The organism is Bacillus sp. MYb209, assembly GCF_002975175.1.
Lineage (GTDB): Bacteria > Bacillota > Bacilli > Bacillales > Bacillaceae_G > Bacillus_A.
The window spans coordinates 51,247-77,211 of the sequence record NZ_PCNZ01000012.1 but is presented as its reverse complement, the minus strand read 5'-3'; the positions used below and the strand labels follow the sequence as shown (position 1 = coordinate 77,211).

Genomic DNA, 25,965 nt, shown 5'->3' with positions numbered 1-25,965 from the left:
TCTTCACCTCATTCAATACCATTCCAAATGTGTTATCGTACGTTCAATTTCAGGAAATGAATCGATATACTCAAGTACACGATTCATTTCTTTTTCACAGACAACACGATTTGAGGATACGGAAACAATTGCAATTTCTGTACGTTGCCATACATCTTGATGCCCAACTTCAGAAACAGCTACATTATAGCGCTGTTTCACACGAGTTAACACACGTTGTAAAATTGCTCGTTTCTCTTTTAAAGAATGCACATCGTAAATCATACACTCGAATGAGAGTGAAGCGATAATCATCGCTTCACTTCTTCCATAACGTATGCTTCAATGATGTCCCCTTCTTTAAGATCATTATATCTCTCAATTGTAATACCACACTCATAGTTTTGTGCAACTTCTTTTACGTCGTCTTTGAAACGTTTTAACGTATCAAGTTGTCCTTCGAAAACTACTACGCCATCACGGATAATACGAACGCCACTATCACGTGTAATTTTACCGTCTATTACGTAACAACCTGCGATTGTTCCAACTTTTGTTACTTTGAATGTTTGACGAACTTCCGCTTGACCGATTACTTTTTCTTCGAATTCTGGATCCAGCATACCTTGCATTGCTGATTCAATTTCTTCGATTACTTTATAGATAATACGGTGTAAACGAACATCAACTTTCTCTAATTCAGCTGTACGCTTCGCATTCACATCAGGGCGTACGTTAAATCCAATTATAATTGCATTAGATGCAGAAGCTAAAATAACATCAGATTCTGTAATCGCACCTACGCCTGTATGGATAATTTTCACTTTTACGCCTTCAACATCAATTTTACGAAGTGATGCTGCCATTGCTTCTACAGAACCTTGTACGTCTGCTTTCACAATTAAGTTAATTTCTTTTACATCACCCTCTTGGATTTGTTGGAATAAATCTTCCAGGCTGAATTTAGATTTCTCACCACGTTGTGCAACTAACGCTTCTTGTGCACGTGATTCACCGATTTGACGAGCTTTCTTCTCATCAGCGAATGCCATGAAACGATCTCCCGCTTGTGGCACTTCATTTAAACCTGTAATTTCAACAGGAGTTGATGGACCAGCAACTTTTACACGACGACCAATATCACTTACCATTGCACGAACACGACCGAATGATGTTCCAACAACAATTGGATCTCCAACTCGAAGTGTACCGTTTTGAACAAGTAATGTCGCGATAGTTCCTTTACCTTTATCAAGCTGTGCTTCAATTACAGTACCAGCTGCATAGCGATTTGGATTTGCTTTATATTCTTCTACTTCACTCACAAGAAGAATCATTTCTAGTAAGTTGTCAATTCCCTCGCCTTGAATTGCAGAAATTGGTACGAAAATCGTGTCTCCGCCCCAAGCTTCTGGAACTAATTCATATTCTGTTAACTCTTGCATTACACGATCAGGATTTGCCGCTGGTTTATCCATTTTATTCACAGCAACAATAATTGGTACTCCAGCTGCTTTCGCATGGCTAATCGCTTCAACTGTTTGTGGCATAACACCGTCATCAGCTGCAACAACAAGAATTGTAATATCTGTTACTTGTGCACCACGAGCACGCATTGTTGTAAATGCCGCGTGACCTGGTGTATCTAAGAACGTAATTTTCTTATCATTTACATCAACTTGGTATGCACCGATATGCTGAGTAATTCCACCAGCTTCGCCAGCAGTTACTTTTGAATTACGGATAGAGTCAAGCAATGTTGTTTTACCGTGGTCAACGTGTCCCATAATTGTAACAACAGCTGGACGTTCTTTTAAGTTTTCTTCATCATCTTGCTCATCGATAAATGTTTCAAATTCAGTTTCACTTACAACTACTTCTTCTTCTACTTCAATACCGTAATCAGTAGCAATTAACTCAATTGTATCTTTATCTAAGTCTTGGTTAATTGTTGCCATAATTCCTAGCATGAAGAGCTTTTTAATAATTTCAGATGGCTCTTTGCTTAACTTTTTAGCAAGGTCACCTACTGTAAGGCTTCCAGAGAAAGTGATTTTATCTGGTGTTTCTACTATTTGCGTTTGTTGTCTTCCAGCAAAGTTATCTTGACGTTTGTCTTCATTTCCTTTGCCTTTTTTCTTCTTCTTATTGCTGTTCTTTTTACTGCGAACAACTTTCTCTTCTACTTCAAACTCATCTGCAACAGAAGGTTTTTCTGCTTCAGTGTTATATTGATTATCTAATTTGTTTACTACTTCATCTTCTAACATTGTCATATGATTCGAAACCTCGATATTCATCTCTTTTAGTTTTGTCATAAGATCTTTACTTGAGATATTATTTTTTTTTGCATATTCATGTACTCGAATTTTACTCATACCTTCACCCCCGGTAATTTGTATCGAGCATGCTACGTAGCTTTTTCGCAAAGCCTTCATCTAACACAGCTACAACGACTCGCTCGTCTCTCCCAATCGCATGCCCTAATTGTTGTCGATTTTCGACTTTTCTCATTGGTATGTTGTAGTACGTGGTTTTATCAATGATACGTTTTGTAGTGTTCGCTGACGCATCTTCAGAAAGCAATACTAGCTTTGCTTTGCCACTTCGCACTTCTTTTAAAACGAGTTCTTCACCCGAAATAATTTTTCGAGCGCGGTTTGCTAGTCCTAAAAACGATTTCCAATCAGACACTTATTTCGACTCCTTCTCAACAAGCTCAAGAAGCTCTTCGTACAGAGAACTGTCGATTTTCGCTTTTAGATGATGTTCCAAAATGTTTTTCTTTTGGGCTTGAATAATGCTTTCTTTATCTTTTGATAAATATGCACCTCGTCCTGATTTTTTCCCTGATAAATCAATAGACACTTCGCCCTCTTTGGAACGAACAATGCGAACGAGCTCTCGTTTTGATTTCATCTCTTGCGTCGCAATACATTTTCGTAACGGAACTTTTCGATTGCTCATACTCATCACCTCTATTCGATTTCGTCTTCAACTGAATCGAATCCAAATGCGATTACGCTATCTTCTTCTGTCACAATACCAAGTTGTTTCGCATCAGACTCACTTTTAATATCAATTTTCCAGCCTGTTAATTTAGCTGCAAGACGCGCATTTTGTCCACGCTTACCAATCGCTAATGAAAGCTGGTGGTCTGGAACAACAACAGTTGTTGCTTTCTCTTCTTCGTCTACAAGTACTTTAACAACCTGTGATGGACTTAAAGCATTTGCAACATATTCAACTGGGTCATTCGACCAGCGAACGATGTCAATCTTTTCACCTTTTAGTTCATCTACAACGCGTTGTACACGTTGTCCTTTCGGTCCTACACAAGAACCTACTGGATCAACATCGATATTCACTGCATGTACAGAAATTTTAGAACGGTCGCCTGCTTCACGTGCTACAGAGCGAATTTCTACAGTTCCATCATAAATTTCTGGAACTTCCATTTCGAATAAACGTTTTAAAAGACCAGGATGTGTACGTGATACGTAAATTTGTGGTCCTTTTGTTGTCTTTTCTACTTTTGTAATAAATACGCGAATACGATCATGTGGTTTATATTGCTCATTTGGCATTTGCTCACTTACAGGTAATAAAGCTTCTACTTTACCTAAGCTTACATAGATGAAACGAGCATCTTGGCGCTGTACAATACCAACCATAATGTCTTCTTCACGATCACTAAATTCTGAATAAATAACACCACGTTCCGCCTCACGAACTCGTTGTGTTACAACTTGTTTTGCAGTTTGCGCTGCAATACGACCAAAATCTTTTGGCGTTACTTCAATTTCTAGTACGTCGCCATCTTGGTAGTTTGGATTAATTTGTCTTGCCTCTTCTACAGAGATTTCAAGACGTGGATCAAACACATTATCCACAACGTCCTTACGTGCTAAAACTTGAATTGTTCCCACTTCTGGATTAAAGCTCACACGAACGTTTTGTGCTTGGTTAAAATTGCGTTTATAAGCAGAGATTAATGCTGCTTCAATCGCATCAATAATAATATCTTTACTAATACCTTTTTCTGACTCTAATACGAGCAAAGCATCTAACAACTCAGTGCTCATGAAGATCCCCCTTCTTACTAAAACGTAACAGCAAGTCGCGCATTTGCAACTTTATCCATTGGAATTTGGATTTCTTTTTTACGTGTTTTAATTGTTAATAGTAGTGTAATTGTAGTACCGTCGTAGGAAAGTAGCTTTCCTTCAAACATCTTCTCACCATCAATCGGCTCATATGTTTTAATTGCCACTTGTTTTCCTACCGCTTGCTGGAAGTCTTTCTCTTTCTTTAATGGGCGTTCCGCTCCAGGAGATGATACATCCAAAAAGTAAAGATGAGGAATTGGATCCTCTTTATCTAAAGCTTCGCTTAAACGTTCACTTACCGCACCGCATTCTTCAATGTCGACTCCCTTTTCAGAATCGATGAATACGCGTAAGAACCAGTCTTGTCCTTCTTGCACATACTCTACATCTACAAGTTCAAGATTTAACTCTTCAACGATTGGCTGCGCAAATGCTTCTACAACTTCTGTGACTTTCTTATCCATAAACAGCCTCCTTCCTGCCGCCATGTACCATTTACAAGAAAAGATCCCGTTCATAAAGACGGTCTATCTTATTCTTTCTCGTTAGCTAACAAAAGCCCCTGCCGTTAAGCAGGGAATATCTGTCTTAGTATTACCAAATTTAAGAAGTAAAACTTGTAACAAAATATGTATATACGACAGAAATATCTTTACTATCTACATAAACAAAATGTAGATAGTAACACGAAAGAGTGGGTTTCCCCACTCTCTTTTTCACAAAATATACATGACATGGTTATCTCGGTTTATAGTATACCATAGCAAATGTTGATTTGCAAAGACTTTTCCTACCTATTAGAACAGTGACAATTGGTTTTGATCCGGTAAATCTCCTAGACAACCTTGACCATCTAAATACTCAATAATCGTTTTAGAAACCTTACTGCGCTGCTGTAAGTCTTCTTTTGATAAGAAATCACCATTTTTACGGGCTTCAACAATACTAAAAGCTGCGTTTGTACCAAGACCAGGCACTGCATTAAATGGAGGAATTAAAGTATCCCCATCAATTATAAATTCGGTTGCATGTGAGCGGTATAAATCAACCTTTTGGAATGAATAACCACGCTCACACATTTCAAGTGTCATTTCTAGTACCGTTAATAAACTCTTCTCTTTCGGTGCTGCATCCAATCCTTTTTGTGCAATTTCATCAATTTTTACACGTATGGATGCTGAACCTTTCGCCATCGCCTCTACATCAAAGTCATCTGCACGAACTGTAAAATATGCCGCATAAAATAAAAGTGCGAAATGTACTTTAAAGTATGCGATACGTACAGCCATAAGTACGTAAGCAGCCGCATGGGCTTTAGGGAACATGTACTTAATCTTCTTACATGAATCAATATACCAACCTGGTACATTGTTATTTCTCATTTCCTCTTCCCATTCTTCTGGTACACCTTTACCTTTACGCACCGACTCCATGATTTTGAAGGCTAATGATGGATCCAAGCCTTGATAAATTAAATATACCATGATGTCATCACGACAACCGATAACTTCACTCAGTGTACACGTACCGTTATAAATTAATTCATTCGCATTACCTAACCATACATCTGTACCATGAGACAGTCCAGAAATTTGGACAAGCTCTGAAAACGTCGTTGGTTTCGTTTCTTCTAACATTTGTCTTACAAATTTCGTACCAAACTCTGGTATACCAAGTGTACCTGTTTTACAGTTAATTTGTTCTTCAGTTACCCCTAGAGATTCTGGACCAGAGAAAATCTTCATTACTTCCGGATCATCCGTTGGGATTGTTTTAGGATCAATACCACTTAAATCTTGAAGCATACGAATAACAGTCGGATCATCGTGTCCTAATATATCAAGTTTCAATAAATTATCATGAATTGAGTGAAAGTCAAAGTGTGTAGTTCTCCACTCAGCACCTATTGAATCAGCAGGAAACTGAATTGGTGAAAAGTCAAAAATATCCATGTAATCTGGTACAACGATAATACCACCTGGATGCTGTCCGGTTGTACGCTTTACACCTGTACATCCCGCAACTAGGCGATCAATCTCTGCATTTCGAATTGTTAAGTTATGATCATTAGCATAACCTTTTACATACCCATAAGCGGTTTTTTCCGCAACCGTACCAATTGTTCCTGCACGGTATACATAATCTTCACCGAACAGTACTTTCGTATAGTTATGGGCACGGGGTTGGTATTCTCCGGAGAAATTCAAATCGATATCGGGCACCTTATCTCCTTTAAACCCAAGGAACGTTTCGAACGGAATATCATGTCCATCTTTCACGTATGGAACATTACATGTTGGACATTCTTTATCTGGCAAGTCAAAACCAGAACCTACAGAACCGTCATTAAAGAACTCTGATTGTTTACACTTTGGACATACATAGTGCGGTGGTAATGGGTTTACTTCTGTAATTTCCATCATCGTTGCAACAAATGATGAACCTACCGATCCACGCGAACCTACTAGATAACCGTCCACTAACGATTTTTTCACAAGCTTATGTGAAATTAAATAAATAACGGCGAATCCATGTCCAATAATACTTTTCAATTCTTTTTCCAAACGAGCTTCTACAATTTCCGGTAGTTCATCTCCATAGATACTTCGTGCCATTATATAACTCATATCACGTGTTTCATCATCGGCACCTTCAATTTTCGGTGTATATAAATCATCTTTTACTGGATGAACATCACCAATTAATGATGCAATCTTTTGTGTATTTGCCACAACAATTTCTTTTGCTTTGTCTTCACCTAAGAATGAAAAACAATCTAGCATTTCATTTGTTGTACGGAAATGTACAGGCGGTAATGAATGGCGATTTAACGGATTAGCTCCGCCCTGCGAACTTACTAAAATTTTTCGATAAATCGCGTCCTCTGGATCTAAATAATGCACATTCCCAGTAGCAACAACTGGCTTATCTAACGTCTCACCTAGTTTTACTAAGTTAGAAATTATTGTTTTTAACTGTCCTTCATCTCGAACGAGTTCACGTTCTACTAAATGACGTAACACTTCTGGAGGCATAACCTCAATGTAATCGTAAAACTGTGCAATTTCTTCTACTTCTTCAGGCGCTTTTTGCATCATAGCTTCAAACACTTCACCTTTATCACAAGCTGTTCCTACTAAAATGCCTTCGCGATATTTTTTTAATAGTGATCGTGGTACACGTGGTACACGATAAAAGTAATTCAAGTGAGAATATGAAACAAGTTTATATAAATTTTTCAACCCAACATCTGATGTGACAAGTAATGTCATATGACTTGGACGCCCACGTTTATATGCATCCCCTTGTCCCATACTATCGTTTAATTGATCGTGGTATTCAAATCCCTTTTCAATCACATCTTTTAACATCTTCACAAGTAAATATCCCGTTGCTTCTGTATCATAAATCGCACGATGATGTTGCGTTAATTCAATATCAAGCTTTTTACACATCGTATTTAATCGATGATTTTTCATTTCTGGGAATAAGAACCGTGCAAGTTCTAACGTATCAATAACTGGATTTTTCGTTTTTTCTATCCCAGCCTTTTTAAAACCTACGTTAATAAAGCCCATATCGAAGCTTGCGTTATGAGCAACAAGCGTATGGTCACCCATCCATTCCTCAAACTTTTTAAACACTTCGTCCACTTCTGGTGCATCAGTTAACATATCATCTGTAATACCTGTTAATTCGATAATCGTCGCCGATAATGGTTGATGAGGATTTGCGAAAGATTCAAAGCGATCAATAATTTCGCCACCTTTTACCTTTACAGCAGCTAACTCAATGACTGTATCATATACAGCAGATAACCCTGTTGTCTCAACGTCAAAGACAACATATGTTTCTTCTGCAAGTAGACGATGTGCTTCGTTATACGCTATCGGCACACCATCATTAACTAAATTTGCTTCTACACCATATAGAACTTTAACTCCAGCCTTTTTACCAGCAGAATATGCTTCTGGGAATGACTGTGCAACAGCATGGTCTGTAACTGCAATAGCCTCATGCCCCCATTTTCCTGCTTGGGCAACGAGCTTAGAAACAGAAGTAACAGCATCCATTTGACTCATTGGAGTATGAAGATGAAGTTCTACTCTTTTTTCCCCTTCTTTTGCTTTATCTTTACGAGAAGGTCCCGTTATTTCATTTATATCATTTGCGATCATAACTAAATCACGCACGAATGTATCATTCTGAACTGAACCACGCGCTTTTACCCAAGTTCCTTTTTTCAAGGATTGTAACATCGGGATATCCTCTTTATCACGTGAGAACATCTTAATCATAATAGAGTCCGTATAGTCAGTTATCTTTAAAGTTAATAACGTACGTCCACTACGAAGTTCTTTCGTCTCTACATGGAAAACATACCCTTGAACGGTCTTTCTTCTTTCTTCATCTTGAATTTCACGCAGCGGCGTAATCTCTTCATCTGGCTTAATAAGATAACCAAGCACAACTGGTCCTTCATGAACAACATCACTTTCTTCAGCTTGCTTTTTAGCCATCTCTTCCATAGCCTGTATAACTCGTTGACGATCTTCTTCCTGTGTTTGCTCACGAAACTTTTGCATTTCTTCTGCATTTTGCTTTATATGTGTGTCTAACTGAAAACGTGGGAATCCAAAAGCTTCGTATTGATCACCTACTGGTTTCGCAACGTTTTTCTTTAAAGCAGTAGATTCCAGCTCATTATTCACATTTAATAGCAACTTCACGCCATTGACCTGCGGAAGTTGCTTCTTTAAGTACGCGAACATAGGTGAAAATGTAATTCGTTCTGTACAAAGCGGCCAATATGCCTTCACTTCTTCTTCTGTAAATTGTTTATTCTCTGTTTCTAATGCAAATGTTGTTCTTGCAATATGAGAAAATGATTGCTTAAGCTTTGTTTCTAGCAACTCATATAATTCTGTCGGCAAAATACGTGGCACTTGTAAGTCAAAATGCCAACTTTTATTCGCTTTATCAATAACTAGCTTTTCAATACCACCGCCATGTAAATATTGATTTATAAGGTTTTCTGGTATTTGCAACTGTTGGAGCAAAATTTGAAATCGCTCTTGTTGTTCATTTGTTAATGACATAAGCACTCTCCTTCCATTTGCTATTATAAATTGAAACGCACTACAAAGAAAGATTTCTTCCTTCTTCTTTTACAAAATACGTTTACAAAGAAAGAGAAGGTACCTCATTACGAGGTACCTCTTCTTATTTTAAAATATTAGCAATATATGTTTGCAGTTCTTCTACTTTCACTTCTTCAGACTCGCCTGTAGCACGTACTTTCACTTCTACAATACCTTCATCTGCTTTTTTACCAACTGTAACACGAACTGGAAGGCCGAATAAATCTGCATCTGCAAATTTAACACCTGCACGTTCTGCACGATCATCTAGTAATACTTCGTATCCTTGCTCTTGTAATGAGTTGTAGATATTTTCACCCATTTCACGTTGTGCATCAGATTTCATATTTACTGGAATTACATGCACATGGAACGGTGCAACAGCTTTTGGCCAAACTAAACCATTCTCATCATTAAACTGCTCTGCAATTGCTGCCACTGTACGAGATACACCGATACCGTAACAACCCATAATAAGTGGTTTTGTTTTTCCGTTTTCATCTAGGAACGTTGCGTTCATTGCTTCACTATAACGAGTTCCTAATTTGAATACATGACCAACTTCAATTCCGCGTGCGAAAAGAATTGTTCCATTTCCATCTGGAGATTGGTCTCCTTCTTGGATGAAGCGTAAATCTGTATATTGACTTACTTTAAAGTCACGTTCTGGATTTACATTTACATAATGGCATCCTTCTTCGTTCGCTCCTGAACATCCGTTGACAATTGATGCTACAGCATGGTCAGCGATAATTTCGATATCCCCTGTAACACCAATCGGTCCTAAAGAACCAACTTCACAGTTTAATAACTCTTTTATTTCTTCATGTGAAGCAAGCTCCACGACTGAAGCTCCGTATACATTCTTCACTTTTACATCATTGACTTCATGATCGCCACGAACAAGTACTACTACTAATTTCTCATCTACTTTAAACACCATAGATTTAATGCATTTTTCCGCTGCAATATTTAAGAATGCAGATACTTCTTCAATAGCTTTTTGATCTGGAGTTGCTACTTTTTCAAGTGCTTTTTCGGCTTCATCACTCTTCGTATACGTAGCAACAACAGGAGCCATTTCAATATTTGCCGCATAATCAGATGTATCAGAATACGCAATTGTATCTTCACCTACATCAGATAACACCATAAATTCGTGTGTATCTTTTCCGCCCATCGCTCCAGAATCAGCGATAACTGCACGGAAATTCAAACCACAACGAACAAAGATATTAGAATACGCTTTGTATAAACCGCTATATACTTCATCCAAACTTTCTTGTGTTGCATGGAAAGAATACGCATCTTTCATTAGAAATTCTCTTCCGCGTAATAAACCGAAACGTGGTCTTTGCTCATCACGGAATTTTGTTTGAATTTGATATAATGTTAATGGTAGTTTTTTGTATGATTTAATTTCATCACGTACAAGGTCTGTAATTACTTCCTCATGAGTTGCCCCTAGCGCAAACTCGCGAGCATTACGATCTTTCATACGCATTAATTCTGATCCGTAAGAATACCAACGGCCTGACTCTTGCCATAATTCAGAAGCTTGCATAGCTGGCATTAATAGTTCTACAGCCCCTGCGCGCTCCATTTCTTCACGAACAATACGTTCTACTTTGTGTAACACTTTTAAACCAAATGGTAGAAAACTATAAATACCAGAAGCATTTTGACGCATAAACCCTGCGCGAAGTAATAATTGATGACTCTTAATTTCAGCATCTGCTGGAACTTCACGTAATGTAGGACTGAATACCATACTTTGTTTCATTTATTCGCACCTCTTCATTTTACTCTTACACGCAATAAAATCCCTCACCTCGAGTTAGGTGAGGGATTTTATTCTACGAGCTCTATTTCATTATAAACTTCTTCTTATTTTACAAGAAAAACTTACGGATGTCATTCCATGTTACAACTAACATAAGCAACATTAATAATGCAAACCCAATAAAGTGAACCATTCCTTCTTTTTGACGATCAATTGGTTTTCCTCGTAACGCTTCAATTAAGAAGAAGAACAAACGTCCACCGTCTAAAGCTGGGACTGGTAATAAATTAAATAAACCAAGGTTAATACTTAAAACTGCCGCTAAACTTAGTACACGCGTAAATCCATAATCTACAACTTGATCTGTTAGATTATAAATTCCTACTGGACCTGACAACTCATTAATAGAAAATTGACCCGTTACTAATTTCACAAGAGAATCAAAAATTAGTTTCGTCCATTCGTATGTTTGTTCAAATCCTGATTTAATAGAACCCATCACTGTTTTCTCTACAGGAGAATAAACACCAATTCTACCAACTTCGTCTTTTCCTTCTTTATCAAGCGTTGGTGTTACTTTCACATTAAATTGCTCACTATCACGCTTTACATGTAACGTAATTTCTTTATTTGGGTTTTCACGTACAATCGTTACAACATCTTTCCATGTACTAGTGTTCTTCCCATTGATTGCTTGAATTGTATCGTTTTCTTTTAATCCAGCTTGTTCTGCAGCACTATTCCCCATTACTTTTCCGACCATCGGTTTGTCAACAGGAACTCCTTGTACAAATCCAAGAATCACAAAAATAACAAATGCTAGAATAAAGTTCATTGCAGGACCTGCAAAGATTGTTAGAGCACGTTGGCCCAATTTTTTAGAGCCAAATTGTCTATTGTACGGAGCGATTTGAATTTCTTCTCCCGCAGAAATGATACGAGCTTTTTCATTCACTCGGAATGTTTGCAGCTCCTCCTCATACTCTTCATAACCCGAAATTGTAAGATTATGCTCTAAATCAGCTTGTTCGACTTCAATGACACGAACATTTGGATATTTTTCATGTCCGTCAAAAACTAATTTCACAACTTCGTCTTTTTCATTTAATACAAGCCCAACCTTTTTTCCAGGTTTTAACTCAACTGTGTCCGCATCCTCGCCAGCCATTCTTACATAGCCACCAAGGGGCAGTAATCGAATCGTATACACCGTTTCATTCTTTTCAAATGAGAATATTTTCGGACCAAAACCAATCGCAAACTCGCGGCACAAAATACCTGCTCTTTTTGCGAAATATAGATGCCCTAGCTCATGGAAAAATACGAGTGCACCGAAAATTAATATAAAGGCAATCGCTGTATTCAATTCCATAACCACCTTTGCTAAATTTGTTCCATCACAAACCGTCTTGTGGCTGCGTCAATTTCCTGAATTTCCTCTAAGCTCGGACGTGCAATGACAGTGTGATGGTGCATTGCTTTTTCAATGAGGTCTTCCACTGTTAAGAAACCAATTCTCTTTTGTAAAAAAGCTTCAACAGCTACTTCATTTGCCGCGTTCATTACAGCCGGCATACTTCCACCTGTCTTTCCAGCTTCATACGCAAAACGTAGACAACGGAAACGTTCTTGATTCATTTTCTCAAAATGCAATGTTCCCATTTCCCATAAATTTAACTGTTTTGTGTCTGAAAGAGGTAATCTATCAGGATATGTAAGCGCGTATTGAATCGGTACTCGCATATCAGGTGAGCCAAGCTGCGCCATTACACTACGATCTTCAAATTCAACCATAGAATGAATAATACTTTCTTTATGTAGAACAACATCGATTTGCTCATAAGGGATACCAAAAAGCCAATGTGCTTCAATTACTTCTAGCCCCTTATTCATCATTGTAGCAGAATCAATTGTAATTTTCGAACCCATTGACCAGTTTGGATGACGAAGTGCATCTTCTACGGTCACTTGATGCAATTCATCTCTCGTTTTATCACGAAAACTTCCGCCTGAAGCAGTTATAATTAAGCGAGAGATTCTTTTTTCATTTTCACCATTCAAGCATTGAAAAATAGCTGAATGTTCACTGTCTACTGGAAGTAACGATACATTATGTTTTCGTGCTGCTTCCATTACAAGATGCCCTGCAGTTACTAACGTTTCTTTGTTTGCAATTCCAATTGTTTTTTTCGCCTCAATTGCGCGGAGTGTCGGTAATAACCCTACGCTACCTACAACAGCATTCACTACAATTTCTGTATCTGGGTGCAACGCTACTTCTAATAAGCCTTCGCTACCATATACGACTTTTGTATTACCAGACACAGCTTGTAATTTTAAAACATCTTCCTCTCTTTGCACAGAGACAATTTGCGGAGAAAATTCTTGAATTACCTTTACTGCGTAATCAACATTTTTCCCTACAGAAAAAGCAACGAGACGGAATTGGTCTGGGTGCGAGCGTAACACATCTAATGTTTGTGTACCGATTGATCCGCTTGCACCTAATAAACTAATGTTTTTCATGACTCCAACCCCTCGTTCATTTATTAATTGTATTGTAATAAGAAGTATAGAATTGGTAACACAAATAACCAACTATCTGTTCGATCTAAAATACCACCATGTCCAGGTAAAATTGTACCTGAATCCTTTACACCATAATGGCGTTTAAATGCAGATTGCACTAAATCACCAATTTGTCCAAAAATAGAAATGATAATCGTCAGAACGATTAAAACTCCTACATTCGCTTCAACTGGGAAGAACATATTGTAAACAAGTGCAACAACAATTCCACAAACAATACCGCCTAATGAACCTTCAATCGTTTTATTCGGACTAATTTCTGGCCACAATTTTCTTTTTCCAAATGCTTTTCCTATGAAATATGCACCTGAATCAGTTGCCCATATGACAAATAGTGCACAGAACACATATTTGATTCCTAATATTCTCGTTTCATTTAAATATAAGAATCCCATTCCAACATATGTCGTTGCCATAAGTAAAAATGAAGCATTGTCAAAAGTAAATGTATTCTTAGAAAGGACTGTATATGATAAAAGTAATAAAACAATCACAAATGTGATTTCTAATTTACCTAACCCAATCCATGTAAACAGTTCTGATGCACTACTCGGAATTAAAATAATCCACAATAATACTGCAGCTAAAACTGTCGGTACCGAAATAAGCGTAAGCTTGTTCATACGAATTAATTCATATAAACCTATAGAAGCAAGTGCATACACTAAAACTGTAAAAGGCACGCCACCGTAAATTACGATGGGAATGAATAGCGCGGCAGCAATCACTCCAGTAATAATTCTCTGTTTCACTACCAAACCCTCTCTTTCTACACGCCTCCGAATCTGCGCCCTCTATGCTGAAAGTCCGTAATTGCATTTAGCAAATGTTCCTCGGTAAAATCTGGCCAATACACATCTGTAAACCAAAATTCCGAATAAGCAATTTGCCATAACATGAAATTACTAATACGTAGCTCTCCGCTTGTACGGATTAACAACTCTGGATCAGGTAAAGAACTCGTCATTAAGTAAGAAGAAATCATTTCTTCACTTATTTCTTCCGAACGAATTTTCCCTTCCTCACTATCTTTCATCATATGTTGCACAGCAGAAACGATTTCATCTCGACTTCCATAGTTTAACGCGAAATTAAGAATTAATCCCGTATTCTCTTTCGTATCTTCCATGGCTTTTTCCATCGCTCTGCGCGTATGCGTAGGAAGACGATCTTTTTGCCCTATTACTCGGACTTGTACGTTTTCTTCAATCAACTCTGGTAAAAATGCACCTAAAAATTCTTCTGGAAGCTTCATCAAATAATCAACTTCTTTTTTCGGTCTTTTCCAGTTCTCAGTCGAAAAAGCATAAAGAGTTAATACTTTCACATCAAGCTTACTTGCAAATTTTGTGATTTTTTTCACAACTTGCATACCTTCATGATGGCCAGCAATGCGAGGCATCGCTCTTCTCTTTGCCCATCTTCCATTACCATCCATAATAATAGCAATGTGTTCTGGGATATATCCTTTTTTTACTTTTTCAATGAGATGATCAAACGATGTGACCTTTTTACTTTTAAAAAAAGGAAACTTTTTAAACATCATTCATACCCTCCAACAAGCAGACGTATGCCTAAAAGTGTAAAAAGACCCCCTTAAGAAGAGGGTCATATTTGCGAAATTATCGCTATTACACTTCCATAATTTCTTTTTCTTTGTTTTTTGCGATTTCGTCAACTTTTGCAATATATTTATCAGTTTCTTTTTGGATATCTTCAGTATATCCTCTTAAATCATCTTCTGTAATGTCGCCAGCTTTTTCAAGCTTCTTAAGGTCATCATTACCGTCACGACGTACGTTACGAACAGCAACTTTTGCTTCCTCAGCATATTTTTTCACAACTTTTACAAGATCACGACGACGCTCTTCTGTTAATGCAGGGAATGCAATACGAATTACAGTTCCATCATTAGAAGGGTTTAAGCCTAAATCTGCTTTTAAAATTGCTTTTTCAATATCACCGATAGAAGTTTTATCATAAGGTTGAATTACAAGCAAACGTGCTTCTGGAACTGTAATGTTCGCTAATTGCACAACTGGTGTTGGTGCACCATAGTAATCAACTTGTACCTTATCCAATACAGACGAGCTTGCGCGACCAGCGCGAACTGTTGCTAATTCACGAGAATAAGCAGCAACTGCTTTTTCCATTTTTTCATTTGAAGACTTCAATACTTGTTGTCCCATAATTTATTTCCCCCTTACAACTGTTCCAATATTTTCGCCTAAAACGGCACGTTTAATATTACCTTTTTCCATAACCGAGAATACAATTAATGGAATATCATTATCCATACATAAAGAAGAAGCTGTAGAATCCATTACACCTAAACCTGCTTTTAATACATCTAAGTAAGTAAGTGTTTCGTATTTCGTAGCTGTTGGGTCAATAGATGGATCTGCACTATATACGCCATCCACATTATTTTTCGCCATTAAAATAACGTCCGCTTCGATTTCAGCTGCACGTAATGCTGCTGTCGTATCTGTAGAGAAGTATGGGTTACCAGTACCTGCAGCAAAGATAACAACACGTTTTTTCTCTAAGTGACGAATTGCTTTACGACGAATGTAAGGCTCTGCCACTTGACGCATCTCAATTGAAGTTTGTACGCGAGTTTGAATTCCAATATTCTCTAAGCTATCTTGAAGAGCTAATGAATTCATAACTGTTGCCAACATGCCCATGTAATCTGCTCCTGCACGATCCATGCCCATTTCGCTTCCAATTTTCCCACGCCAAATGTTACCGCCACCAACAACAACAGCAACCTCTACATCAAGTTCTGCAATTTCTTTCACTTGTTCCGCAACTGACTTAATAACAGCTGGGTTAATTCCAAATCCTTGCTCGCCAGCTAAAGCTTCTCCGCTCAGCTTTAAAACGACACGATTATATTTCGGTTTACTCATAATGAACCTCCAATTGCTTACATCTTTATTTTAAAAAAGGGAACACAATGTGTTCCCTAATCTGTATTAGTTGTTACCTTTTACTTGGTTCATTACTTCTTCAGCAAAGTTGTCTTCGCGTTTTTCGATACCTTCACCAACAGCGTAGCGAACGAATCCTTTTAATGTTCCGCCTTTAGACTCAACGAATTGACGAACTTTCATGTCAGGATTCTTAACGAATGTTTGGTCAAGTAAGCAAATCTCTTCAAAGAATTTGCCAAGACGACCTTCTACCATTTTCGCAACGATTTTTTCAGGCTTGCCTTCGTTTAAAGCTTGTTGTGTTAATACTTGACGCTCATGCTCAACTTCTTCAGCTGTTACAGCATCGCGGTCGATGTATTTAGGATTAACTGCTGCAATGTGCATTGCTACATCTTTAGCAGCTGCTTCATCAGTAGAACCTTCAAGAACTGTTAATACACCAATACGTCCACCCATGTGTAGGTAAGCGCCGAATACATCTGCATCAGTTTTTGATACGATTTCGAAACGACGAAGTGTAAGTTTTTCACCAATTTTAGCGATTGCTTCATTGATGTGCTCTTCTACTGTTTTGCCGTTAGCAATTGTTTGAGCCATAGCTTCTTCAACGTTAGCAGGTTTGTTAGCTAATAAGTGAGCAGCTAGTTCTTTAATTAATGCTTGGAAACCTTCGTTTTTCGCAACGAAATCAGTTTCAGAGTTTAATTCTAAGATTAAACCTTCGTTACCGTTTGTTTCGATGAAAGTTAAACCTTCAGCAGCGATGCGGTCTGCTTTTTTAGCAGCTTTCGCAATACCTTTTTCACGTAAGAAGTCAATTGCTTTCTCCATGTCGCCATTAGTTTCTGTTAAAGCTTTTTTGCAGTCCATCATACCTGCGCCAGTTTTTTCACGAAGTTCTTTTACCATTTGTGCAGTGATTGCCATGTTTTTCATCCTCCTAAAATATGTATTTATACCTTAAAAAAGGTGATAAAAGGCCGAACCCCTTATCACCTTTCCAAATTTGTTACGCAGTAACAGTTTCTTCACCTTGTTTTGCTTCAAGGATCGCGTCTGCCATTTTAGATGTAAGAAGTTTTACAGCACGAATTGCATCATCGTTTGCTGGGATAACGTGATCGATTTCGTCTGGATCACAGTTTGTATCAACGATACCGATGATTGGAATGTGTAATTTGCGTGCTTCAGCAACTGCAATACGCTCTTTACGAGGGTCTACTACGAATAATGCACTTGGAAGACCTTTCATATCTTTAATACCGCCTAAGAATTTCTCAAGACGCTCTAACTCTTTTTTAAGTTGAACAACTTCTTTCTTAGGAAGTACTTCGAAAGTACCATCTTCTTGCATTCTTTCGATATCTTTAAGACGCTTGATACGCTTTTGGATTGTTTGGAAGTTTGTTAAAGTTCCACCTAACCAGCGTTGGTTAACGAAGTACATACCAGCACGAGTTGCTTCTTCTTTAATAGCTTCTTGTGCTTGTTTTTTAGTACCTACGAATAAAATGTCTCCACCTTCAGCAGCGATGTCACGCATTACTCTGTAAGCTTCCTCAACTTTTTTCACAGTTTTTTGTAAGTCGATGATGTAGATACCGTTACGCTCTGTGAAAATGTAACGCTTCATTTTTGGGTTCCAACGACGAGTTTGATGTCCGAAATGAACACCAGCTTCAAGCAATTGCTTCATAGAAATTACTGACATAATTTAGTTCCTCCTAAATGGTTTTTGATATCCTCCGTTTACTTCATCTCTAAGCGAAACTACGAACGTAGCACCAACACTTAAATCAGTAAACGTGTGTACTTTGTACTGACACCACTGCTTACTATACCATACTGAAATATTACAATCAAGTCGAAAATGCGAAGAATGTAAAACTTTCTTTTTTCACGCTCAAATTCTAGTATTACTAACCTTCAATTCCTTTAAGCAAGGAATTGAAGGTTAATTAATAGTTTTCTAATGAACGTTGTCATGCCGCCTTACGCAAGCATTTTTTCTCTTAAAAAGCAAAAAACTCTCCTCAACCGAGGAGAGTTTTTTTATAAATTAGTTTGTTTTTAATTTAGCAAGTTCCTGTAGAAACTTGTCGTTTAGCACTTTAATGTATGTTCCTTTCATACCTAAAGAGCGAGACTCAATAACACCAGCACTTTCTAATTTACGTAGTGCATTTACGATTACAGAACGAGTAATTCCTACGCGATCAGCAATTTTACTTGCAACAAGTAAACCTTCTGTTCCATTTAATTCTTCGAAGATATGCTCGATTGCTTCTAACTCACTGTAAGATAATGAGCTAATCGCCATTTGAACAACAGCTTTACTACGCGCTTCCTCTTCGATTTCTTCTGCTTTTTCACGTAAGATTTCCATACCTACAACAGTTGAGCTGTATTCAGCAAGAATTAAATCATCGTCTAAGAACTCTTGACCAAGACGAGCTAAGACTAGTGTACCTAGACGCTCACCGCCACCAACGATTGGTACGATTGTAGTTAAACCTTGACCGAATAATTCTCTATTTTCTACTGGGAATGCTGTGTAGTCACTATCCACACCTAAATTTGAAGATGTTTCTGTAACATTGAATAAGCTTTGCGTATACTCTTCTGGGAATTGACGCTCTGCAAGCATATGCTTCATACGTTCATTCTCGATTTGTTGGTGAATCGCATATCCTAATAATTTACCGCGACGACTTAAAACGAACACGTTCGCTTCAATTACTTCACACATTGTATCAGACATCTCTCTAAAGTTTACAGGCTTTCCTGCTGCGCTCTGTAATAACGCATTTAATTTTCTCGTTTTTGCTAATAATTCCATTTCAAAATTTCCTCCTACATGTTACTTACATATTTTTTCATCACTTGGAAACTAGGGCGAGTCACCTGATGACACTATTACAAAATAAACTGGCTCACATCTTTATTTTTAGCTATTGTCGCTAATTTTTCCTCAACATATTGAGGTGTTATCGTTATTTTCTCTAACGTAATTTCAGATGCCTCAAACGATAAATCTTCAAGGAGCTTCTCCATAATAGTATGAAGTCTTCTCGCTCCAATATTATCTGTATCCTGATTAACTTGATAAGCAATCTCAGCAATCTTACGAATAGCTTCGTCTGAAAATTCAATTTCTATACCTTCAGTCGCTAATAACGCCATGTACTGTTTAATTAGCGCATTGTCAGGCTCGATTAATATTTTAACAAAATCATCCGCCGATAATTTTGTTAATTCTACTCGAATCGGAAATCTCCCTTGCAATTCCGGAATTAAATCCGACGGTTTAGACATATGGAACGCTCCAGCTGCAACAAATAAAATATAATCTGTTTTTACTGATCCATATTTTGTTGCAACATTCGATCCTTCTACAATCGGTAAAATGTCACGTTGCACACCTTCACGCGATACATCTACGCTATTCGACTGCTTACCAGCAATTTTGTCAATTTCATCGATAAAAATAATCCCGAGCTGTTCAGCACGATAAACAGCCTCTTGTGTAACTTCATCCATATCAATTAAGCGCTGTGCCTCTTCATTTGTCAAGAGTTTTCTTGCTTCTTTTACAGAAAGTTTACGTTTTTTCGTTTTTTTCGGCATGATACTTCCTAGTGCATCTTGGAAATTCATTCCCATTTGCTCCATGCCAGTTCCTTGCAACATATCAAACATAGAAGACTGTTGTTCCGTCACTTCGATCGATACCACTTCATCTTCAAGAAGGCCTGCGGCAAGCTTTCTTTCCACATCTTGACGTTTCTTTTCGATTTCATCATCTTCCTGTGCATCAGATGTTTGGTTTGAATTTTGAGTACCACCAAAAAGCATTTCTAATGGGTTTTTAAATCCAGATTGTTTCTCCGGACTCGGCACTAAAATTTCAACAAGACGTTGATTCGCTTGCTCTTCTGCTTTATCTTGAACTTTAACTACCATTTCCTCTTTTACGATACGAACGGACGTTTCAACAAGGTCGCGGACCATCGACTCTACATCTCGACCCACATATCCAACTTCTGTAAATTTCGTCGCTTCAACTTTAATAAAAGGTGCTCCAACGAGTTTCGCCATTCGCCGTGCTACCTCTGTTTTACCAACACCTGTCGGTCCAATCATTAAAATGTTTTTAGGTGCAATTTCATCACGTAAATTTTCAACTAATTTACTGCGACGGTATCGATTTCGTAGAGCTACAGCAACCGCTTTCTTTGCATCTTTTTGACCGATGATGTATTGATCTAATTTTTCCACAATTTGACGCGGAGTAAAATGTAAATGCATATAAAATGCCTCCCTTACGATTCTACAATTCTTCAACAATTATGTTGTGGTTCGTATAAACACAAATATCGCCTGCAATTTCTAAACTGGCCTTCGCAATTTGTTTCGCTGTTAAATGTTCACTTGCATGTTGCTTTAAAGCACGACCAGCAGCAAGTGCATAATGTCCACCTGAACCAATTGCTAAAATACCATCATCTGGTTCAATTACTTCTCCTGTACCTGAAACAAGGAGCATCGTTGTTTTATCCATGACAATGAGCATTGCTTCTAGCTGACGTAGCATTTTATCACCACGCCATTGTTTCGCCATCTCAACTGCAGCGCGCTGCAAGTTGCCATTATACTCTTCTAATTTTCCTTCAAACATTTCAAAAAGAGTAAATGCATCAGCAACTGAGCCTGCAAAACCAGCTAAAACTTTCCCTTGGAAAAGTTTGCGAACTTTGCGAGCTGTATGTTTCATTACAACAGCATTCCCCATCGTTACCTGACCATCTCCAGCCATTGCACATTCTCCATTATGATGAACTGCAAATATCGTTGTAGCGTGGAAATTTCCCATAGAAAAAACTCCTTTATATGTTTTTATAGCTTTAAAAGCAATTTATGCCCGCGGGTGATGCTTCATGTACACAGAACGCAATCTTTCTTTAGAGACATGCGTATAAATTTGTGTCGTCGACAAATTCTCATGACCTAGTAGCTCCTGCACAGTACGTAAATCCGCTCCTTCATCCAACATATGTGTAGCAAATGTATGCCTTAACATATGGGGACTTATCCGCATTGTAAGTGAAGCTTTCTTAATGAGTTCGTTCAAAACATACCGTACACCCTGATCTGTTAACGGCTTACCTTTCGCATTTAAAAATACCATATGAGATTGTTCTTCAGTCTTTTGAGCTAACTGTTTTCTCCCGTTCTCTATATAAGTAATTAAAGCATCTTGTGCATAGCTTCCGAACGGAATATATCTTTGTTTTTTCCCTTTTCCCATCACTAAAATTGTTCCCACTGCAAAGTCAATGTCGGTAAGTTTCAAATTAACGCATTCGCTTACACGAATCCCAGTTGCATACATCAACTCTAATAAAGCTTGATTCCTTTGACCTAATGGCGTCTCCGTATCAGAAACTTCAAACAATTCCTCTAACTCTTCAGCATATAAAAACTTTGGGATTGACAATTCTTTCTTGGGGAGTGACGCAAGTGCAAACGGATTATCTTTTTGATAACCTTCACGCATCAAAAAACGATATAAACTTCGTAAGCTTGATACTTTCCTTGCGACAGATTTACGGGCTAACTTTTCATCGTGCAACGTCGTCAAGTATAAACGAACATCCGCGTATGTAACATCTAAAAAAGAGGATATTCCTTCTCGCTCCATAAATTGCACAAAATGTTCTAAATCATTTTGATAACTTGCAATTGTATATTTTGAATAATTTCTTTCAATTTGTAAATATCCAACGAATAATTGTAACAATTTCTTCACATTCACACCCATATAACCCACCTCAATAAAGGCTACTAAATCGTATCACAACTTAGTAGCCTTTGCAAGAAATTTAATTAAATATTTACAAAATTTTGAATTGTTTCCAAAGCGCGTGTGGCATATGCTTCATTTCGCTCTTGTTTCTTTTTAATTTTCTTCTCTAACGGTGTAAATAATCCGAAGTTTGCATTCATCGGCTGGAAGTTTTTTGCATTTGTCGCAGTAATATAATTTGCCATACTTCCCATTGCAGTTACAGGTGGTAATACAACTGGCTCTTCACCTTGTACAAGTCGAGCAGCGTTAATACCCGCTAATAACCCTGATGCTGCTGATTCAACATAACCCTCTACCCCAGTCATTTGACCAGCGAAGAATAAATCATCACGTTGTTTATATTGATATGTTGGACGAAGCAAATTAGGCGAATTAATAAACGTATTACGATGCATTACACCATAACGTACAATCTCTGCGTTTTCTAGTCCTGGAATTAGCTGTAACACTTCTTTTTGTGGCCCCCACTTTAAATGTGTTTGGAAGCCTACAATATTGTATAATGTTCCTGCTGCATCATCTTGACGTAACTGAACTACCGCATACGGTGTTTTCCCTGTTTTCGGATCTTCTAACCCAACAGGCTTCATCGGTCCAAATACTAACGTCTGTCTCCCTCTACTTGCCATAACTTCTACTGGCATACAACCTTCAAAGAAAATTTCTTTTTCAAATTCTTTTAAAGGCACTGTCTCAGCAGCAATTAAAGCCTCATAAAAACGATCAAACTCTTCTTCTGTCATTGGACAGTTTAAATATGCCGCTTCACCTTTATCATAACGAGATTTTAAATATACTTTATTCATGTCAATGCTGTCTTTCTCAACGATTGGCGCTGCAGCATCATAGAAATAAAAATAATCTTCACCTGTTAGCTTTTTTAATTGTGCAGAAAGATCTGGAGACGTAAGTGGACCTGTCGCAATAACAGTTGGTCCCTCTGGAATTTCAGTGATTTCCTCATTCATTACAGTTACGTTCGGATGATTTTTCACATATTCAGTCACTTTCGCCGCGAATTCATGACGGTCTACAGCTAAAGCACCTCCTGCTGGTACAGAGCACTCATCAGCTGCACGAATAATGACAGAATCCATTAGGCGCATTTCTTCTTTAATAACACCAACAGCATTTGTTAATGTGTTTGCGCGAAGTGAGTTACTACATACTAATTCAGCAAATTTATCTGTATGATGAGCTGGTGTTTGCCTTACTGGTCTCATTTCATATAATTTTACTTGGACACCACGCTTTGCAATTTGGTAAGCTGCTTCGCTTCCTGCAAGACCTGCGCCAATGACGTTTACTACTTGTGTTGTCATATATATCACCTTTCCTTTTCTTCCCGAAAAAAATGTGAGCAGTTACGCTCACATTTGTTGTTCTTCTTCATAATCACACGAAATACATTGTACTTGCACGCCTTTTTTCAACTTTTTCTCTACGAGCATACCTTCACACTTCGGACATTTACGACCAATTGGCTTATCCCAAGATACAAAGTCACATTCTGGATACGTACCGCATCCGTAGAAAAGACGTTTCTTTTTATTACTACGACGTTCAATAATTTGCCCTTTATCACACTTCGGACAAGTAACACCGATTTCTTTTACAATCGGTTTTGTATTACGACATTCCGGGAAATTTGAACAAGCCATAAACTTCCCATATTTACCCATTTTAAAGACCATCGGGTGACTACATAATTCACAGTCTTCCCCAGCTGGTTCATCTTTAATTTCCACTTCACGCATTTCTTTTTCCGCTTTTTCTAAGCGCGGTTCAAATCCTACGTAGAAATCATCAACAATTTTCACCCAATTTGCATTTCCTTCTTCTACTTCATCAAGGCTTTGCTCCATATTGGCAGTAAATTCAATGTTAATAATTTCTGGGAAAAACTCTAAAATAAGTTCGATTACTATTCCACCAAGCTCAGTCGGAACGAAGCGTTTATTATCTAAAGCAACGTATCCTCGTTTTTGGATTGTTTCAAGTGTCGGTACATAAGTAGACGGTCTCCCAATTCCAAGCTCTTCAAGTGTTCTTACTAGACGAGCCTCTGTATAACGCGGCGGAGGCTGTGTGTAATGTTGCTTTGGTTCTATATCTTTTGAAAATACAGTTTCACCTACTTCTAACGGTGGCAACATCTTATCCTTTTCTTCCGCACCATCGTCTTTCGACTCTACGTACACTTTCATAAATCCTGGGAACTTTACAACTGATCCACTTGCACGGAACTGAACATCGTTATTAATGAGTCTCGCTGTAACAGTATCCATTATAGCAGATGCCATTTGACTTGCAACAAATCGCTCCCAAATCAGTTTATACAAACGGAGTTGATCACGACTTAAGAAACTTTTTAGTTCCTCTGGCTTTCTCATTACCGAAGTAGGACGAATCGCCTCATGCGCATCTTGTGCTTTCGACTTTTTCGTTTCTTTCTTCTTCTCTGTTCCTATGTATTCCGCACCAAACGCCTCAGTAATGTAATCACGAGTCTCTGTTTGAGCTGTTTCTGAGATACGTGTTGAATCAGTTCTCATATACGTAATAAGACCTACAGTCCCTTGTTTTCCAAGATCTATCCCTTCATACAGCTGCTGTGCAAGCATCATTGTTTTCTTTGCTCGCATATTTAACTTACGCGCTGCCTCTTGTTGTAGAGAAGATGTTGTAAACGGTAATGCAGGGTTACGCTTTCGCTCTTTTCGCGTTACATTTTCAACCGAAAACGCATTGTCTTTCATCTTTTCGATTATTTCGTTCACTTGTGCTTCGTTCGTTAATTGAACTTTTTCACCATCTACACCGTAAAAGCTTGCTTCAAATGTGTCTTTCCCTTTCGCAAATTCTGTTTTAATTGTCCAGAATTCTTCAGGTTCAAAACTTTGAATTTCTCTTTCACGTTCGATGATTAAACGAACTGCTACAGATTGTACGCGTCCTGCACTTAATCCTTTTTTTACTTTCTTCCATAATAAAGGACTAATATTGTAGCCAACAAGACGATCGAGTATACGCCTTGCCTGTTGTGCATCTACTAAATCCATATTAATTGCACGAGGATATTTAAATGATTCTTTTATTGCATCTTTTGTAATCTCATTAAATACAACTCGGCAATCTGATTCAACGTCCACATTTAACGTATTTGCTAAATGCCAAGCAATTGCTTCTCCTTCACGATCCGGATCGGCCGCGAGGTAGACTTTCTTTGCTTTTTTTGCCGCTGATTTTAAATCTTTTAAAACGGGACCCTTACCACGAATGGTAATATACTTCGGGGTGAAGTTATTCTTTACTTCTATCCCCATTTGGCTTTTAGGTAAATCGCGGACATGTCCCATGGACGCGACGACTTTGTATTTTTTCCCTAAATATTTTTCAATGGTCTTCGCCTTAGAAGGCGACTCCACGATTACGAGGTAATCTGACATGCTAGTGCCTCCTTAAGAGGTGGATTCAAGTCTTCATCAATCTTATTGATTTCTCTTGTTTTTGTCAATCAAGAATGAATATACCATACAGCGACAATCTACCA

Annotated in this window: 22 protein-coding genes; all 22 read right to left on the bottom strand. The window is 38.0% G+C overall.

Going from position 1 to position 25,965, the window contains the following annotated elements; genetic code table 11:
- Nucleotides 1-12 precede the first annotated feature (12 nt).
- The gene (locus CQZ94_RS17975; protein ID WP_002088157.1) at nt 13-294 is read right to left on the bottom strand and encodes a DUF503 domain-containing protein; all 282 of its coding nucleotides are present in this window, start codon (nt 292-294) and stop codon (nt 13-15) included.
- Nucleotides 291-2,357: a translation initiation factor IF-2 gene (gene infB, locus CQZ94_RS17970; protein ID WP_105586451.1), complete on the bottom strand. Its 2,067-nt coding sequence runs from the start codon at nt 2,355-2,357 to the stop codon at nt 291-293. The genes CQZ94_RS17975 and infB overlap by 4 nt, the downstream gene beginning before the upstream one ends.
- A 4-nt stretch (nt 2,358-2,361) precedes the next feature.
- Complete coding sequence (locus tag CQZ94_RS17965; protein WP_001286519.1) at nt 2,362-2,673, bottom strand: YlxQ family RNA-binding protein; 312 nt, start codon at nt 2,671-2,673, stop codon at nt 2,362-2,364.
- Nucleotides 2,674-2,946, bottom strand: a complete 273-nt coding sequence (gene rnpM / locus CQZ94_RS17960; protein WP_002088161.1) for an RNase P modulator RnpM — start codon at nt 2,944-2,946, stop codon at nt 2,674-2,676.
- An 11-nt stretch (nt 2,947-2,957) separates the two neighbouring features.
- Nucleotides 2,958-4,064, bottom strand: a complete 1,107-nt coding sequence (gene nusA, locus CQZ94_RS17955) for a transcription termination factor NusA (RefSeq protein ID WP_105586450.1) — start codon at nt 4,062-4,064, stop codon at nt 2,958-2,960.
- A 17-nt stretch (nt 4,065-4,081) separates the two neighbouring features.
- Nucleotides 4,082-4,552, bottom strand: coding sequence for a ribosome maturation factor RimP (rimP, locus tag CQZ94_RS17950; RefSeq protein ID WP_000359098.1), 471 nt, complete (start codon nt 4,550-4,552; stop codon nt 4,082-4,084).
- A 333-nt stretch (nt 4,553-4,885) separates the two neighbouring features.
- The gene (locus tag CQZ94_RS17945) at nt 4,886-9,187 is read right to left on the bottom strand and encodes a PolC-type DNA polymerase III (protein ID WP_105586449.1); all 4,302 of its coding nucleotides are present in this window, start codon (nt 9,185-9,187) and stop codon (nt 4,886-4,888) included.
- 124 nt (nt 9,188-9,311) lie between these two features.
- Complete coding sequence (locus tag CQZ94_RS17935) at nt 9,312-11,012, bottom strand: proline--tRNA ligase (RefSeq protein ID WP_105586448.1); 1,701 nt, start codon at nt 11,010-11,012, stop codon at nt 9,312-9,314.
- A gap of 109 nt (nt 11,013-11,121) precedes the next feature.
- On the bottom strand, nt 11,122-12,378 hold the full coding sequence (gene rseP / locus CQZ94_RS17930; protein WP_002160740.1) for an RIP metalloprotease RseP: 1,257 nt from the start codon (nt 12,376-12,378) through the stop codon (nt 11,122-11,124).
- A 17-nt stretch (nt 12,379-12,395) separates the two neighbouring features.
- Nucleotides 12,396-13,538 (bottom strand): 1-deoxy-D-xylulose-5-phosphate reductoisomerase, encoded by a 1,143-nt coding sequence (gene dxr / locus CQZ94_RS17925; RefSeq protein ID WP_002014547.1) that lies wholly within the window; start codon nt 13,536-13,538, stop codon nt 12,396-12,398.
- A gap of 23 nt (nt 13,539-13,561) precedes the next feature.
- A complete protein-coding gene (cdsA, locus tag CQZ94_RS17920; protein ID WP_002088171.1) occupies nt 13,562-14,353 on the bottom strand; it encodes a phosphatidate cytidylyltransferase in 792 nt (263 codons plus the stop codon).
- Nucleotides 14,354-14,370: 17 nt separating this feature from the next.
- A complete protein-coding gene (gene uppS, locus CQZ94_RS17915; RefSeq protein ID WP_002111371.1) occupies nt 14,371-15,147 on the bottom strand; it encodes an undecaprenyl pyrophosphate synthase in 777 nt (258 codons plus the stop codon).
- Between the two features lie 85 nt (nt 15,148-15,232).
- A complete protein-coding gene (frr, locus tag CQZ94_RS17910; protein WP_000531504.1) occupies nt 15,233-15,790 on the bottom strand; it encodes a ribosome recycling factor in 558 nt (185 codons plus the stop codon).
- A gap of 3 nt (nt 15,791-15,793) precedes the next feature.
- Entirely contained in the window at nt 15,794-16,516 is a 723-nt protein-coding gene (gene pyrH, locus CQZ94_RS17905) for a UMP kinase (protein ID WP_002111372.1), read from the bottom strand.
- Between the two features lie 66 nt (nt 16,517-16,582).
- The gene (tsf, locus tag CQZ94_RS17900; RefSeq protein WP_105586447.1) at nt 16,583-17,470 is read right to left on the bottom strand and encodes a translation elongation factor Ts; all 888 of its coding nucleotides are present in this window, start codon (nt 17,468-17,470) and stop codon (nt 16,583-16,585) included.
- An 82-nt stretch (nt 17,471-17,552) separates the two neighbouring features.
- Nucleotides 17,553-18,254 carry a 30S ribosomal protein S2 gene (gene rpsB, locus CQZ94_RS17895; RefSeq protein WP_100061361.1) on the bottom strand — a complete coding sequence of 234 codons (702 nt, stop codon included), beginning with the start codon at nt 18,252-18,254 and terminating at the stop codon, nt 17,553-17,555.
- 348 nt (nt 18,255-18,602) lie between these two features.
- Entirely contained in the window at nt 18,603-19,382 is a 780-nt protein-coding gene (gene codY / locus CQZ94_RS17890; protein ID WP_105586446.1) for a GTP-sensing pleiotropic transcriptional regulator CodY, read from the bottom strand.
- A gap of 77 nt (nt 19,383-19,459) precedes the next feature.
- On the bottom strand, nt 19,460-20,851 hold the full coding sequence (gene hslU / locus CQZ94_RS17885; RefSeq protein WP_105586445.1) for an ATP-dependent protease ATPase subunit HslU: 1,392 nt from the start codon (nt 20,849-20,851) through the stop codon (nt 19,460-19,462).
- Between the two features lie 22 nt (nt 20,852-20,873).
- Entirely contained in the window at nt 20,874-21,416 is a 543-nt protein-coding gene (gene hslV, locus CQZ94_RS17880; RefSeq protein WP_002014538.1) for an ATP-dependent protease proteolytic subunit HslV, read from the bottom strand.
- Nucleotides 21,417-21,458: 42 nt separating this feature from the next.
- On the bottom strand, nt 21,459-22,358 hold the full coding sequence (gene xerC, locus CQZ94_RS17875) for a tyrosine recombinase XerC (RefSeq protein ID WP_105586489.1): 900 nt from the start codon (nt 22,356-22,358) through the stop codon (nt 21,459-21,461).
- Between the two features lie 71 nt (nt 22,359-22,429).
- Nucleotides 22,430-23,734 carry an FADH(2)-oxidizing methylenetetrahydrofolate--tRNA-(uracil(54)-C(5))-methyltransferase TrmFO gene (trmFO, locus tag CQZ94_RS17870; protein ID WP_002066796.1) on the bottom strand — a complete coding sequence of 435 codons (1,305 nt, stop codon included), beginning with the start codon at nt 23,732-23,734 and terminating at the stop codon, nt 22,430-22,432.
- 48 nt (nt 23,735-23,782) lie between these two features.
- Nucleotides 23,783-25,861, bottom strand: a complete 2,079-nt coding sequence (gene topA, locus CQZ94_RS17865; RefSeq protein WP_105586444.1) for a type I DNA topoisomerase — start codon at nt 25,859-25,861, stop codon at nt 23,783-23,785.
- Nucleotides 25,862-25,965 lie beyond the last annotated feature (104 nt).

Coding starts and splice junctions, on each gene's coding strand:
- CQZ94_RS17975 (WP_002088157.1), bottom strand. CDS start 294: ATGATTATCGCTTCACTCTCATTCGAGTGTATGATTTACGATGTGCAT.
- infB (WP_105586451.1), bottom strand. CDS start 2,357: ATGAGTAAAATTCGAGTACATGAATATGCAAAAAAAAATAATATCTCA.
- rnpM (WP_002088161.1), bottom strand. CDS start 2,946: ATGAGCAATCGAAAAGTTCCGTTACGAAAATGTATTGCGACGCAAGAG.
- nusA (WP_105586450.1), bottom strand. CDS start 4,064: ATGAGCACTGAGTTGTTAGATGCTTTGCTCGTATTAGAGTCAGAAAAA.
- rimP (WP_000359098.1), bottom strand. CDS start 4,552: ATGGATAAGAAAGTCACAGAAGTTGTAGAAGCATTTGCGCAGCCAATC.
- CQZ94_RS17945 (WP_105586449.1), bottom strand. CDS start 9,187: ATGTCATTAACAAATGAACAACAAGAGCGATTTCAAATTTTGCTCCAA.
- CQZ94_RS17935 (WP_105586448.1), bottom strand. CDS start 11,012: ATGAAACAAAGTATGGTATTCAGTCCTACATTACGTGAAGTTCCAGCA.
- dxr (WP_002014547.1), bottom strand. CDS start 13,538: ATGAAAAACATTAGTTTATTAGGTGCAAGCGGATCAATCGGTACACAA.
- uppS (WP_002111371.1), bottom strand. CDS start 15,147: ATGATGTTTAAAAAGTTTCCTTTTTTTAAAAGTAAAAAGGTCACATCG.
- frr (WP_000531504.1), bottom strand. CDS start 15,790: ATGGGACAACAAGTATTGAAGTCTTCAAATGAAAAAATGGAAAAAGCA.
- pyrH (WP_002111372.1), bottom strand. CDS start 16,516: ATGAGTAAACCGAAATATAATCGTGTCGTTTTAAAGCTGAGCGGAGAA.
- tsf (WP_105586447.1), bottom strand. CDS start 17,470: ATGGCAATCACTGCACAAATGGTAAAAGAACTTCGTGAAAAAACTGGC.
- rpsB (WP_100061361.1), bottom strand. CDS start 18,254: ATGTCAGTAATTTCTATGAAGCAATTGCTTGAAGCTGGTGTTCATTTC.
- codY (WP_105586446.1), bottom strand. CDS start 19,382: ATGGAATTATTAGCAAAAACGAGAAAATTAAATGCGTTATTACAGAGC.
- hslU (WP_105586445.1), bottom strand. CDS start 20,851: ATGCATTTACATTTTACTCCGCGTCAAATTGTGGAAAAATTAGATCAA.
- hslV (WP_002014538.1), bottom strand. CDS start 21,416: ATGGGAAATTTCCACGCTACAACGATATTTGCAGTTCATCATAATGGA.
- trmFO (WP_002066796.1), bottom strand. CDS start 23,734: ATGACAACACAAGTAGTAAACGTCATTGGCGCAGGTCTTGCAGGAAGC.
- topA (WP_105586444.1), bottom strand. CDS start 25,861: ATGTCAGATTACCTCGTAATCGTGGAGTCGCCTTCTAAGGCGAAGACC.